Annotated in this window: 12 protein-coding genes; 7 read left to right on the forward strand and 5 right to left on the reverse strand. The window is 71.3% G+C overall.

The features are described from left to right. Positions 1–120 precede the first annotated feature (120 nt). From D1J51_RS12655 to D1J51_RS12665, 3 genes are read right to left on the reverse strand one after another with little or no spacing between them, the layout of a single operon-like run. Positions 121–1,413, reverse strand: coding sequence for an ATP-dependent DNA helicase (locus tag D1J51_RS12655; protein ID WP_119075798.1), 1,293 nt, complete (start codon positions 1,411–1,413; stop codon positions 121–123). Positions 1,414–1,456: 43 nt separating this feature from the next. After that, complete coding sequence (locus D1J51_RS12660; RefSeq protein ID WP_162903817.1) at positions 1,457–2,641, reverse strand: hypothetical protein; 1,185 nt, start codon at positions 2,639–2,641, stop codon at positions 1,457–1,459. Beyond that, entirely contained in the window at positions 2,638–3,960 is a 1,323-nt protein-coding gene (locus D1J51_RS12665; protein WP_119075736.1) for an MFS transporter, read from the reverse strand. Before D1J51_RS12665 ends, D1J51_RS12660 begins: the two co-directional genes overlap by 4 nt. Positions 3,961–4,197: 237 nt before the next feature. Between D1J51_RS12665 and dnaK the strand changes: the two genes are divergently transcribed. The 5 genes from dnaK to D1J51_RS12690 are packed head-to-tail and all read left to right on the forward strand — an operon-like array spanning position 4,198 to position 9,323. Then, the gene (gene dnaK / locus D1J51_RS12670) at positions 4,198–6,048 is read left to right on the forward strand and encodes a molecular chaperone DnaK (RefSeq protein WP_119075738.1); all 1,851 of its coding nucleotides are present in this window, start codon (positions 4,198–4,200) and stop codon (positions 6,046–6,048) included. Between the two features lie 2 nt (positions 6,049–6,050). Beyond that, positions 6,051–6,704: a nucleotide exchange factor GrpE gene (locus D1J51_RS12675; protein WP_119075740.1), complete on the forward strand. Its 654-nt coding sequence runs from the start codon at positions 6,051–6,053 to the stop codon at positions 6,702–6,704. After that, the gene (locus D1J51_RS12680; protein ID WP_119075741.1) at positions 6,697–7,653 is read left to right on the forward strand and encodes a DnaJ C-terminal domain-containing protein; all 957 of its coding nucleotides are present in this window, start codon (positions 6,697–6,699) and stop codon (positions 7,651–7,653) included. The genes D1J51_RS12675 and D1J51_RS12680 overlap by 8 nt, the downstream gene beginning before the upstream one ends. A 15-nt stretch (positions 7,654–7,668) precedes the next feature. Continuing rightward, complete coding sequence (locus D1J51_RS12685; protein ID WP_240423224.1) at positions 7,669–8,091, forward strand: heat shock protein transcriptional repressor HspR; 423 nt, start codon at positions 7,669–7,671, stop codon at positions 8,089–8,091. 26 nt (positions 8,092–8,117) lie between these two features. Next, a complete protein-coding gene (locus tag D1J51_RS12690; RefSeq protein ID WP_119075800.1) occupies positions 8,118–9,323 on the forward strand; it encodes a class I SAM-dependent methyltransferase in 1,206 nt (401 codons plus the stop codon). A 137-nt stretch (positions 9,324–9,460) separates the two neighbouring features. On the opposite strand, the gene D1J51_RS12695 is transcribed toward D1J51_RS12690, so the two are convergent. Together D1J51_RS12695 and D1J51_RS12700 are read right to left on the reverse strand one after the other, a co-directional pair. Next, positions 9,461–9,778, reverse strand: coding sequence for a helix-turn-helix domain-containing protein (locus tag D1J51_RS12695; RefSeq protein WP_119075745.1), 318 nt, complete (start codon positions 9,776–9,778; stop codon positions 9,461–9,463). Between the two features lie 83 nt (positions 9,779–9,861). Further along, a complete protein-coding gene (locus tag D1J51_RS12700; RefSeq protein WP_162903818.1) occupies positions 9,862–10,209 on the reverse strand; it encodes a DUF4229 domain-containing protein in 348 nt (115 codons plus the stop codon). A gap of 110 nt (positions 10,210–10,319) precedes the next feature. On the opposite strand from D1J51_RS12700, the gene D1J51_RS12705 reads away from it, so the two are divergent. Then, a complete protein-coding gene (locus D1J51_RS12705; protein WP_119075748.1) occupies positions 10,320–10,802 on the forward strand; it encodes a PLDc N-terminal domain-containing protein in 483 nt (160 codons plus the stop codon). A 29-nt stretch (positions 10,803–10,831) separates the two neighbouring features. Beyond that, positions 10,832–12,625 (forward strand): 2-succinyl-5-enolpyruvyl-6-hydroxy-3-cyclohexene-1-carboxylic-acid synthase, encoded by a 1,794-nt coding sequence (gene menD / locus D1J51_RS12710; RefSeq protein ID WP_119075750.1) that lies wholly within the window; start codon positions 10,832–10,834, stop codon positions 12,623–12,625. Positions 12,626–12,741 lie beyond the last annotated feature (116 nt).

The raw sequence follows: 12,741 nt of genomic DNA on the forward strand, positions 1-12,741 counted from the left end.
GGCCTGCGGCGCCTTGCCGCCAGGTTTTCCGGAGGGAAGGGGCGCGAGAGCGGAGTTCCGGGGGTGAATCCGCGAGAACGCACCCGAAACTCTCCTTTCGCGGGGACCGACGGCCGCTCGTCAGATCAGCCGGTCGTCGGGCTGCCCGCTGCCGCGCTCATCGATGAAGCGCACCACATTGGGGTCGACGATCACGTCGCGGGGCTGCAGCGGGCGCTGCAGGTAGAGCCCGTCGAGTGAGCGCACTCGGCTGAGCGCGACGTAGGTCTGCCCGGCGCTGAAGGCGCGCGGTCCCAGGTCGACCACGGCGGCGTCGTAGGTGTGGCCCTGCGACTTGTGCACGGTCACGGCCCAGGCGAGGCGCAGCGGGAACTGCTCGAACTCGGCCACGACCTCCTTCTCGAGCTTCTTCGTCTCGGCGTCGTAGCGGTAGCGGTAGCGCTCCCACACGGTCGGCTCGACCTCGAAGTCCTCGCGATCCACCTCCACCCACACGGTGCCCTCGACGCGCGACACCGTGCCGATCGTGCCGTTGACCCAGCGCCCGTCCGAGTCGTTGCGCAGAAACATCACCTGGGCGCCCGGCTTCAGCTCGAGCACCTCGTCGGCGGGGTAGGAGTTCTCGCGGAACTCGCCGTTGATCTCGGCGACCGCGCGCAGCGAGGATCCGCGGATCTCGGCGAGTCGCTGCGCGTTGATGCGGTTGACGGTCGCGTTGGTGGTGGCGAGGGTGATCACGTCGCGGGGCGCGGGGCGGGCGCCGGCGGCGTTCAACTCCTGCGCCTGATCCTCGGTGACGACCCCGTGTCGAACCGCGCCCAGGATCTGCTTGAAGCGGTCGTCGCGCTGGCGGTGCACCTCGCTCAGTTCGATCACCGACATGGGGGTCGTGGCCCACACCTTCGCGTCGAAGAACCACAGCGAGCGATAGGTGTCGGCGAAGTAGGCGCGCTCGTGAGGATCGCGCGGCGGCACCGGCGGCAGCTGGAAGGGGTCGCCGAACATGATGATCTGAGCGCCGCCGAAGGGGTCGTGCCGCTTGCCGCGGGCCTGCCGCAGCGAGCGGTCGACGGCGTCCATGAGGTCGGCCGACACCATGGAGATCTCGTCGATGACGAGGGTGTCGATCGAGGCGAGCATCTTCTTCAACTCGGCGGGCTGGTCGAGCTCGTGGTCGGCGATGATGCCGGTGGGCAGGCGCAGCAGCGAGTGGATCGTCTGCCCGCCGACGTTGAGGGCCGCGACGCCGGTGGGGGCGCAGACCGCGATGATCTTGCTGGTGCTCCAGGCGAGGTGGTTCAGGATCGTCGACTTGCCCGTGCCCGCCCGGCCGGTGACGAAGACGTGTTCGCGGGTGTGCTCGATGCGCTCGTAGACGGCGAGCTGCTCGGCGGAGAGGTCGGGGCGTGGCACCACCCCAGGTTACCCCGCGGTGGTGCGGGCTGCGGCCCCGCGATCAGGCGCCCGGGAGCAGCACCTGGGTCGTCGCCCCGCCGGTCGCCACGATGTAGCCCGACTCGACCCTGACGGCGTCTGACGGCACCGGCCAGTCGAACACCTTCGCGCCTGCGGCGTCGACGATCACGAGCCCGTCCTCGTCGTTCCGGAACAGCAGCAGCGATCCGTCGGCGCTCACGGCCTGCAGCATGATGATGCTGTCCGGAAGCTTTTCGATCCGCCCGGCCTGCGTGTAGTCCCGCTGCCGCTCGTCCTGGAACAGTGCCGGCACGCCGTCGGCGCTCACGCCGACCACCCTGCCCGCCTTGACGTGATCCGAGATCGGGAAGGTGACGCCGTCCTCGGGCGAGGGGGCGAAGCGGTACTGGGATTCGCCGACGGTCCGATCGACCTCCTTGCCGCGCAGGTCGAAGAACGCGTACTCCGGATCGGACTCGTTCACCTTCACGACGAAGCCGTCGCTCGCCCAGGTCAACCACCCCGCCTCGGGCGCCGATTGCCCGAGCACCTCCTCGCCGGTGCGGCCGTCGATGATCGACATGCGGCCCTCGGGCCTGTTCTCCACGCCGATGTACCCGTCGGCGAGCACGGTCGTATCGCTTCCGGCCCCCAGCCGGGCCGTCCAGCGCACGCCTCCGTCGTCGACCGCGACGAGCCCGTTGTCGTCGAGCGCGAGGATCAGCAGGCCGTCCACCTCGGTCAGCGGTGTCGGCCGCGAGACGGTGCGGTCGAGCGGCAGGTCGCGGTCGAGCGGCAGGTCGCGGTCGACCGCACCGCTCGCGACGTCGATGAGCCGCCACGCCTCGGAGCCATCGCCTTCAACGCCCACCACCGCTGATCCGTCGAGCACCGCCCCGGTGGAGCACCGCGCGTCGTCGAGCTCCCAGACGACGAAGCCGTCGGGAAGCCGGCGAGCCAGGACCCGGCTCGCCAGTCCGGGCCCCTGCTGCCGCTCGACCACGACGTCGCCGGCGATGCCGCAGACCTCGTTCGACGTCGCATACGTCGATGCGACCCCCGATGCGTAGCCGGCGTCGAACCAGCGGCCTGGATCGCCGGTGGGACGCAGCTGAGCCGCGCCCGCATCGGGGACGTCCCCACCGGTGTCCGCGGCGGTGCAGCCCGTGGACGCCGCGACCGCGATGATCGCGGCCGCGGCGAGGAGCGGTCCCACGCGTCTCACACCGGGGCCTGCTTCGATGACCGGCGCACCGGGATGAGCAGGAGGAGTCCGACGAGGAGCACCAGGACGATGCCCAGGACACCGGAGAGCGTGGTGCCGCCGATCCTCACCGCGACGGTGAACGCGGCGGGGGCGAGGAAGGAGACCGCGCGGCCCGTCGTGGCGTAGAGGCCGAAGATCTCTCCCTCGCGCCCCGGCGGGATGAGCCTGGCCAGGTAGCTGCGGCTCGCCGCCTGCACGGGGCCGACGAAGGCGGCTCCGGCGAGGCCGAAGGCCCAGAACACCCAGGGGCCGAGCGGCGCGAGGGCGAACACGAGGAGCATGCAGATGACGATCGATGCGAGGGAGGCGAGTATGACGCCCTTCGCGCTGAAGCGGTCCTCGACCATCCCGCCCAGTATCGTCGCGGTTCCCGAGATCACGTTGGCCGCGATCGCGAAGAGGATCACGGTCTGCGGCTCGAATCCGAAGGATCGCGCGGCGATGATGCCCGCGAAGGTGAAGACGCCGGAGAGGCCGTCGCGGAAGACCGCGCTCGCGATGAGGAAGAAGAGGGTCTGCTTCGAGTCGCGCCACAGGCCGGCGACGCTGCGGAACAGCTCGCGGTAGCCGGAGGCGAGGCCGTGGACCGGGCTCGAGTCGTCGGCGGGCACCCCCGGCACGGCGATGAAGACGGGGATCGCGAAGACCGCGAACCAGAACGCGCAGAGCACCATGGCGATGCGCACGTTCCAGCCCTCGTCGCTCGTCGCTCCGAACCAGCCGGTGTCGGGCAGGATGAAGCCGACGAGCACGAGCGTGAGCAGCACGATGCCGCCGATGTAGCCCATGCCCCAGCCGAAGCCGGAGACTCGGCCGAGCGTGCGCGGCGTCGCGAGCTGGGTGATCATGGAGTTGTAGCTGACGCTCGCGAACTCGAAGGCGACGTTGCCGATCGCGAGCAGCACGAGACCCAGGATCAGGTATTGCTCGCCGGGGGCGACGAGTACGAGCAGGACCATGCTGGCGATAACTACCGCGGTGTTGATCCCGAGCCACTGCTTGCGGCGACCGCCCGCGTCGGTGAGCCGGCCGAGCACGGGCGCCAGCAGCGCGATGGCGACGCCCGCGATGGTGAGCGCCGTGCCCAGCTTGGCCGAGACGTCGGCCTCCTCGCCGAACGCGCCGGAGGTGAGGTAGACGGTGAACACGAACGTGGTCACGACCGCCTGGAAGGAGGCGGATCCCCAGTCCCAGAGCGCCCAGGCGAGGATCGTGCGTCTTCGGGCGGGGGCGGGTGCTGCGGGCGGCGCGGAGCCCGCAGCCGTGTTCTCGCTCATAGTGCTCACCCTAATGGATGCGAGTCGTGCTGGGGAGTGCGGGGCGACGGCGTTACCCGCGGGAAGCTGAGAGTTGAGTGCGATTGACTCAACTTTTGGTTCGGAGCTTGACGCGCGCCCCCGCGGCGATAAACTTGAGTGCATCAGGCTCAAGGTCGCTCGAGGCAATCGCGGCGGCCCGCGGCGACCAGACCCGGGCGCGCAGCGCCCCGATCCCGAATCATCGAAGGAGAACACATGTCACGCGCAGTAGGCATCGACCTCGGCACCACCAACTCGGTCGTCGCCGTGCTCGAGGGCGGCGAGCCCGCCGTCATCGCGAACGCCGAGGGGTTCCGCACGACCCCGTCGATCGTCGCGTTCACCAAGGACGGCGAGGTGCTCGTCGGCGAGACCGCGAAGCGCCAGGCGGTGACCAACGTCGACCGCACCATCGCCTCGGTCAAGCGTCACATGGGCACCGGCTGGAAGAGCGACGAGATCGACGGCAAGCGCTACACCGCGCAGGAGATCAGCGCCCGCACCCTCATGAAGCTGAAGCGCGATGCCGAGACCTACCTGGGCGACAAGGTGACCGACGCGGTCATCACCGTGCCCGCCTACTTCAACGATGCCGAGCGCCAGGCCACCAAGGAGGCCGGCGAGATCGCGGGCCTCAACGTGCTCCGCATCATCAACGAGCCCACCGCTGCGGCGCTCGCCTACGGCCTCGACAAGGGCAAGGAGGACGAGCTCATCCTCGTCTTCGACCTCGGCGGCGGCACCTTCGACGTGTCCCTGCTCGAGGTGGGCAAGGACGACGACTTCTCGACCATCCAGGTGCGCGCGACCGCGGGCGACAACCGCCTCGGCGGCGACGACTGGGATCAGCGCGTCGTGAACTGGCTCATCACCCAGTTCAAGAACTCGACCGGCGTTGACGTCGCGAACGACAAGATCGCGCTGCAGCGCCTCAAGGAGGCCGCGGAGCAGGCGAAGAAGGAGCTCTCGAACTCGATGAGCACCCAGATCCAGCTGCCCTACCTCTCGCTCACCGAGAACGGCCCGGCCAACCTCGATGAGACGCTCACCCGTGCCAAGTTCGAGGAGCTCACCAAGGATCTGCTCGAGCGCACCCGCAAGCCGTTCCAGGACGTCATCTCCGAGGCGGGCATCAAGGTCTCCGACATCGCCCACGTCGTGCTGGTCGGCGGTTCGACGCGCATGCCCGCCGTCACCGGTCTCGTGAAGCAGCTCACCGGCGGCAAGGAGCCCAACAAGGGCGTCAACCCCGATGAGGTCGTGGCCGTGGGTGCCGCGCTGCAGGCCGGCGTGCTGAAGGGCGAGCGCAAGGACGTGCTGCTGATCGACGTCACCCCGCTGTCGCTGGGCATCGAGACCAAGGGCGGCATCATGACGAAGCTCATCGAGCGCAACACCGCGATCCCGACCAAGCGCAGCGAGACCTTCACGACGGCCGAGGACAACCAGCCGTCGGTGGCCATCCAGGTGTTCCAGGGCGAGCGCGAGTTCACCCGGGATAACAAGAACCTGGGCACCTTCGAGCTGACCGGCATCGCCCCCGCGCCGCGCGGGGTGCCTCAGATCGAGGTCACCTTCGACATCGACGCCAACGGCATCGTGCAGGTCTCGGCCAAGGACAAGGGCACCGGCAAGGAGCAGACCATCACCATCTCCGGCGGTTCGACGCTCTCGAAGGAGGACATCGAACGCATGGTGCGCGAGGCCGAGGAGCACGCGGCCGAGGACAAGAAACGCCGCGAGAGCGCCGAGCAGCGCAACAACGCGGAGCAGCTCGCCTACTCGGTGGAGAAGCTCATCTCGGAGAACGGGGACAAGCTGCCCGAGGACGTCAAGACCGAGGTGCAGGGCGACCTCGATGCGCTCAAGCAGGCGCTCGCCGGTGACGACGACGAGGCCGTGAAGTCGGCGGCCGACAAGCTCGGACAGAGCCAGACCAAGCTCGGCGAGGCGATCTACGCCGCGGCCCAGGCCGAGGCGCCCGCGGCCGACGCCGCCGGCGAGCAGTCGGACGACGACGACGTGGTGGATGCCGAGGTCGTCGAGGACGACGAGGAGAAGAAGTAGCGATGGCGGGCGAGGAGCAGCGTACGCCGGGCGAGGATCCGGATCGCAACGAGGTTCCTGCGGATCGGGCGGATCGGTCGGAGGAGGCGCAGGGCGTCTCCCCGACCGAGCCGCCCGGCTCGCCGGCCGAGCAGGGGGACGAGTTGACGGTCGAGGACATCCTGGGCGCCGAGCAGAGCGCCGACGCCGCCTCGCAGGAGGCGTCGGGTGAGGGCGCCGGGGAGCCGGGATCGGGCGAGGAGAACCCGTACCTCGAGGATCTGCGCCGCCTCACCGCGGAGTACGCGAACTACCGCAAGCGCACCGAGGCGAACGCCGAGCTCGAGAAGCAGCGCGCCGTCGCGGCGGCCGTGACGCCGCTGCTCGGGGTGCTCGACGACCTCGAACGCGCCGAGCAGCACGGGGATCTCGTCGAGGGGTCGGCGTTCGCGACGATCGCGCAGAAGATCCGCGGCACGATGGAGCGATTCGGCCTGGAAAGCTTCGGCGAGAAGGGCGATCCCTTCGACCCGCAGCTGCACGAGGCCATCGCGCGAGTGCCGGTGCCCGGCACCGAGCAGCACACGGTGCTTGACGTGATCGAGCGGGGGTACCGCATCGGCGATGTCGAACTGCGCCCCGCCAAGGTAGCGGTGGCGGTGGGGGCCGATGGCTAGTCAGGATTGGCTCGAGAAGGACTTCTACCAGATCCTCGGCGTCTCGAAAGACGCGAGCGATGCCGAGCTGAAGAAGACCTACCGCAGGCTCGCCCGCAAGTACCACCCCGACTCCAAGCCGGGCGACACCGTCGCCGAGGCGAAGTTCAAGGAGATCAGCGAGGCGTACTCCGTGCTCTCCGACAAGGAGCAGCGCGCGGAGTACGACCAGATCCGCGCGATGGGCGCGGGCGGGGCTCGCTTCACCGCCGGCGGCGGGGGAGCGCAGGGCTTCGAGGACGTCTTCGGCGGCATGTTCGGCGGCGGCCGGGGCGGGCCCCACTTCAGCTACCAGCAGACCGGCGGTCAGGGCTTCGAGGACATCTTCGGCGGCATGTTCGGCGGGGCTTCGCGCGGGCCGCAGCCGGGACGCGACATCAACGCGTCGACCACGCTCGACTTCGAGACGGCCGTGCGCGGCGACACCGTGACCCTGCAGGCGCCGAACGGGCCGGTGAAGGTGAAGATCCCGGCCGGAGTCTCCGACGGTCAGAAGATCAAGGTGCGCGGCAAGGGCGAGCCGAGCCCGAACGGAGGCCCCGCGGGCGACATCATCCTGACGGTGAACGTGCGCAAGCACCCGGTGTTCGAGCGCGACGGCCAGAATCTGCGCCTCAGGCTGCCGGTCACCTTCTCCGAGGCCGCGCTGGGCGGAACGGTGGAGGTGCCGACGCTCGGCGGGTCGCCCGTCAGGCTGAGAGTGCAGCCCGGCACCCCGAGCGGTCGCGTGCTGCGGGTCAAGGGCCGCGGGGTGAAGAGCTCCAAGGGCACGGGCGACCTGCTGGCCGAGGTGCAGGTGGTCGTCCCGTCGCACCTCTCGGACTCGGCGCGCGAGGCGCTCGAGGCGTTCCGCGCGGTCGAACCTCAGGAGAACCCGCGCGAGGATCTCCTGGCGAGGGCCAGGGGCTGACGCAGGAGCCGCATCATGCCAGCGCCTCAGATGGATCGTTTCACGCCCGTCTTCGCGATCGCTGCGGCGGCGGAGCTCGCGGAGATGCACCCGCAGACGCTGCGGCAGTACGACCGCATCGGGCTCGTCTCGCCGCAGCGCACGCGCGGCAACACGAGGCGGTACTCGCTGCATGATGTGGCTCAGCTGCGCGAGGTGGCCCGGCTCTCGGCCGAGGGGCTGAGCCTCGAGGGGATCCGCCGGGTGCTGCAGCTCGAGGATCGCGTGCGCGAGCTCGAGAGCCGGGTGCGCGAGCTCGAGCGCTCGCTCGCTCAGGAGCAGCTGCAGCGGCCGGAGCGCCGCGTTTTCGCGGCCGGATCGACGGCGGGCGAGGTGGTGACGCTGCGGCGCGGCACGCGCGTGCGGCGCAGCGCCGAGGTCGTCGTGTGGAAGCCCTGAGCGGTCGCGGCGCCGGCGTCGAGGAGATGAGCGATCCCGCGGGCATCGATCTCTCCGGGCTGTTCGCGAAGCTTTCGCGGGAGCCCGACTTCGACGCCCCAGAGCTGCGGGCGCACGACGCGGCCGACGAGCTGATCCTCGCCGCCGCCACCACCGCCGACGGCGACGCGGGCGGCCTGGGCGACGGAGAACTCGCCGTGATCGGCGACCGGCACGGTGCGCTCACGCTCGGTGCGGCATCGGTGCTCGGCGCGCGCGGAATCCGCACCCACCAGGATCCGCTGCTCGGCGAGCGGGCGCTCGCCCGCAACGCGGAGCGCCTCGGTCTGGCCGGCGCCTACTCCTCTCGCCCGCTCGGCGCTTCGCTGCTGGAGGGCGCGCGGCTCGTGCTGCTGCAGCTGCCGCGCGGCCTCGACGCGCTCGACGAGATCGCCTGGTCGATCGCGCGGTGGGCGGCTCCCGACGCTCGGGTCTACGCCGGCGGGCGGGTCAAGCACATGACTCGCGCCCAGAACGACGTGCTCGGCAGGTACTTCGGCGAGGTCGTCGCGGGCCTCGGGCGGCGCAAGGCGCGAGTGCTCCTCGCGCGCGACCCGCGCGCTGCTCGGGATCTCGGTCCGGCCCCGTTCCCGCGCTGGGGATCCGATCCCTCGCTCCCGTTCCGCGTGGCCGCCCATGGCGCGACCTTCGGGGGCGCGGCCCTCGACCGCGGCACCCGCCTGCTGCTCGAGGGCCTCGGCGACGCGGCTCCCGCGGCGCAACGCATCGTGGACCTGGGCTGCGGCAACGGCGTGCTCGCCGTGTCCGCGGCGCTGGCCCGGGCCGAGGCGCGCGTCGTCGCGACGGACCAGTCGGAGGCCGCCGTTTCCGCGACCCGGCTCACCGCGGAGGCCGCCGGGGTCGCAGGCCGGGTCGAGACGCACCGCGCCGACGCGCTCGAGGCGGTGCCCGACGGCTGGGCCGAGCTGATCCTGCTCAACCCGCCGTTCCACACAGGCTCGACCGTGCACGCCGGGGTGGCGCACCGCCTCATCCGAGCCTGCCGCCGCGCGCTCGCCCCCGGTGGCGAGCTGCGCCTCGTCTTCAACTCGCACCTGCGCTACCGCTCGCTGGTGGAGCGGGAGATCGGCCCCGTCCGCCAGGTTGCCCGCGACCGCACCTTCACGGTGCTGTCGGCGGAGCGGAGCGAGCGCCCGGCCGGAGCCGCGGCAGCCGGGCGCTGCCACCCCTGAGCACTGATTCACCCCGGAGCACCCGGATCCGCGACGATCGAGGTGCTCCGGGGTGAATCAGTGCAGTTGCACGCGTGGTCGCAGAGCTCTGCGCCGCTCGAGCCGCTGAATGCGAGAGAGGTCGAGCGGCCTCGCGCTCACCCCTCGCGGCGCTGCGCGCCCTGTTCGGCGCGGGCGCGGATGAGATCACGGGCCGAGAGCTGGTGCAGGCGCCGCCCGTAGTCGTCGGAGGTCAGGCCGCTGATGAAGCTGCCGGGGTCGACCTCGAGCGCGGTTGCGAGACGGATCAGGGTCTCGGCGGTGGGGCTCGACGCCCCGCGCTCGATCTTGCCGATGCTCGTCCAGCTGATCTCCGACAGTTCTCCCAGATCCTCGAGCGAGATGCCGAGCCGCTGCCGCACGGCGCGCACGCGTTGGCCGATCTTGAGTGCGGCGGCGGAGTGGATCTTGGGCACCGCACTAGCGTGCTCGCCTCGGAGGAGAAGCGCCAGAGAGCGTACGCACTGGTCATTTTCTCCCAGTGCGTCAGGGCTTCGCCTCAGTGCTGCGGGTCGTCCTTCTCGGCGACCGGGAGGTCATCCGGACGCTCGGTCTCCTCGGATCGCTTCTCCGCGGCGATCGCGTCGTCCTCGGCGATGTCGTCGGCGGTGCGGTCGCGATTCCTCCACTCGTAGATGCTCTCCGAGGCCACGTCGCGCGGCTTCGAGAGCAGGAGCAGCGACAACGAGATGCTGATCAGCGCCGCGAGGGCGGCGGCGACGAACGCCGAGAGCATGGGCGAGAATCGCAGCGAGAGTCCGAGCAGGTAGACCAGCGCGAACGGCACCGCGAAGAAGAGCAGGCGCAGCACGGTGTAGACGATCCAGGCGGAGCGGGGGTTCTTCACCCACCAGAGTCTACCGGCGGCTCCTGGAACGATCCTGCCCGTGCGAGCGGACGGGCAGACGGCCGCTGTGCGAACAGGGGGTGAACAGGCTTGACCGGTACCATGGATGCATGGTGCGATTCGTGATGATCGGAGTCGTCATCGCCGTAGCGTTCACGCTGTACGCGCTGGTGGATGCGGCGATGACGGACGCGTCACGCGCACGTGGGGTGAGCAAGCCCGTCTGGGTGGTGCTCGTGGTGGTGCTGCCGGTGATCGGCGGCGTGCTGTGGTTCATGATCGGCAAGGGCGCGAAGGCCGCGGACGCGCCTCCCCGGGCTCCGGACGACGACCCGCGGTTCACCGGGACGCGGCTGTCGGGCGAGGATCTCGACGCGCACATGCGCGACCTCGAGGAGCGGCTGCGCGAGCTCGACAACGAGACGTTCCCCGGGGAGAGCGACGGGGACCGGCCGGCGGCCGGCGAACCGCGCGCACCGGGGCCGCAGGATCCGTCTCCCCCTCGCGACGGGGGCGAGGATGCGCCCGAGAACGGAGACGGGCATCCCAACGGCAGCGACACGCGCCCCGACGGCGACGCGGCGCAGAAGTGAGCGGGCGCCCGGCGCCCGCTCCATCCTCGATGTTCGCGGTCGAGCTTCTCGCCGAGCTGATCCGCCGCGGGGTGCGGCACGCGGTGGTGTGCTCGGGATCGCGCTCGCAGGCGCTCGCGCTCGCCGCGGCCGCCGCGGAGCGAGCCGGGGCGATCCGTCTGCACGTGCGGCTCGACGAGCGGTCGGCCGCGTTCTTCGCGCTGGGGATCGCGCGGGAGACGGGTGTTCCGGCCCCCGTCATCGTGACGAGCGGCACCGCCGTGGCGAATCTGGCACCGGCTGCGCTCGAAGCGCACGAGGGGCGCGTGCCGCTGCTGCTGCTCACAGCCGACCGCCCGACTGAGCTGCGCGGCATCCGCAGCAATCAGACCACTCGCCAGGTCGGGCTGTTCGAGGCCGTATCCCGGCTTTCGCTCGACGTTCCGGCGCCCGAGTCCGGGCCGGACGGGGAGCTGATCCGGGGCGAGGACCGGGATCCGAGCGCGATCGCCGCTGCTGCCCTCGCTGCGTCCACGGGCCTCCTCGGGGAGCGGCCTCCGGGACCGGTGCACCTCAACCTCGCGTTCCGAGAGCCGCTCTCGGGCACGGCCGGTTTCGACGGGATGATCGCGGGCGGATTCGAGGCCGCTGGGGCCGAAGCCGAGCGGCTGGGCGAATCCGGCGCGCGGGCCCCGATCGGCACGCCGATCGGGGCGAGTCCGCGAGGATTCCATGCTCGTCTCGGCTTCGGCGACGACGAGACCTATATCCACCGCGGCGACGCCCTCGCGGTGGTGGTCGCGGGCGAGGGCGCCGGCCCGGAGGCCGAGGCGTTCGCGCACGCCGCCGGGATCCCGCTGCTCGCCGAGGCGGTGAGCGGTTCCCGCTACGGCCGCGAGGCCGTCGTCGCCTACGCGACCCTGATCGACGACCCGGCGATCGGCGGCCTCGTCGAGCGGGCGATCGTCTTCGGGCACCCCACGCTGACACGGCAGGTGCCGGCGCTGCTGCGGCGCGACGACGTCGAGGCGGTCGTGGTCGATCCGTACGCCGACGCCGAGCACTACGATCCGAGCGGGAGCGCTCGCGTCGTGCGCGCCGCGCGCGTGGCCGAGGATCACGACCCGCGCGCGCTGCGGCGCTGGCTCGGCGCGTGGGTGGTCGCCGACCGGGAGCTGCAGCGGGAGCGCAGCACGGTGCACGAACCGGATCTCGAGGCAGCCCTCGCCACGGGGTACAAGGAGCGCAGCGCCTACGCCCGCGCCGAGGTGGCGGCGATGCGCGAGCCGATCACGCGCGCGCTGCTGGTCGAGAGCGTGTGGCGCGCCACCTGGCCGCACGACCGGCTCGTGCTCGCCGCGTCGCGCCTGGTGCGGGTGCTCGACGGGCTGGCCCCGGCGCGCAGGCTCGAGGCGCGGTCGAACCGCGGGCTCGCGGGCATCGACGGCACGGTCGCGACCGCGCTCGGCGTCGCGGCGGCGAGCCAGGCCGCGGACGAGCCGACGCGGGCCGCCGGCACGACCCGCGCGCTCGTCGGCGACCTCGCGCTGCTGCACGACGCGGGATCGCTGCTGCTTCCGGAGGGCGAGGGCCGCCCCCGCATCCAGCTCTTCGTGGGCAACGACGGCGGCGGCACGATCTTCGACGGCCTCGAGGTCGCGGGCTCGGCGGATCCGGCGGCCCTCGAACGCGTCATGTACACGCCGCAGCGCGTCGAGATCGCGGCGCTCGCCCGCGCCTATGGATGGACGCACCGCCGCGTCGCCGCGCGGGGCGAGCTCGAGAACCTGCTCACGGAGCCCGTGACGGGACCGGAGATCGTCGAGGTGCCGCTCGCGCGGTGACCGCCCGCCCCGCTGATCGATCTTCGTGCGCCGTCTTCGCCCGTGATCCGTGTGCGCCTTTCGGGGCCCCACCGTCGAGCGAGCCACCGAAAGGCGCACATCGATCCGGGAGCGGG

This window comes from Leucobacter sp. wl10, assembly GCF_003569785.1.
GTDB lineage: Bacteria > Actinomycetota > Actinomycetes > Actinomycetales > Microbacteriaceae > Leucobacter.

Excerpts from the sequence above, each read along its gene's own strand:
- D1J51_RS12665 (WP_119075736.1), bottom strand. The coding sequence starts at position 3,960 with ATGAGCGAGAACACGGCTGCGGGCTCCGCGCCGCCCGCAGCACCCGCC.
- D1J51_RS12680 (WP_119075741.1), top strand. The coding sequence starts at position 6,697 with ATGGCTAGTCAGGATTGGCTCGAGAAGGACTTCTACCAGATCCTCGGC.
- dnaK (WP_119075738.1), top strand. The coding sequence starts at position 4,198 with ATGTCACGCGCAGTAGGCATCGACCTCGGCACCACCAACTCGGTCGTC.
- D1J51_RS12685 (WP_240423224.1), top strand. The coding sequence starts at position 7,669 with ATGCCAGCGCCTCAGATGGATCGTTTCACGCCCGTCTTCGCGATCGCT.
- D1J51_RS12705 (WP_119075748.1), top strand. The coding sequence starts at position 10,320 with ATGGTGCGATTCGTGATGATCGGAGTCGTCATCGCCGTAGCGTTCACG.
- D1J51_RS12690 (WP_119075800.1), top strand. The coding sequence starts at position 8,118 with ATGAGCGATCCCGCGGGCATCGATCTCTCCGGGCTGTTCGCGAAGCTT.
- menD (WP_119075750.1), top strand. The coding sequence starts at position 10,832 with ATGTTCGCGGTCGAGCTTCTCGCCGAGCTGATCCGCCGCGGGGTGCGG.
- D1J51_RS12675 (WP_119075740.1), top strand. The coding sequence starts at position 6,051 with ATGGCGGGCGAGGAGCAGCGTACGCCGGGCGAGGATCCGGATCGCAAC.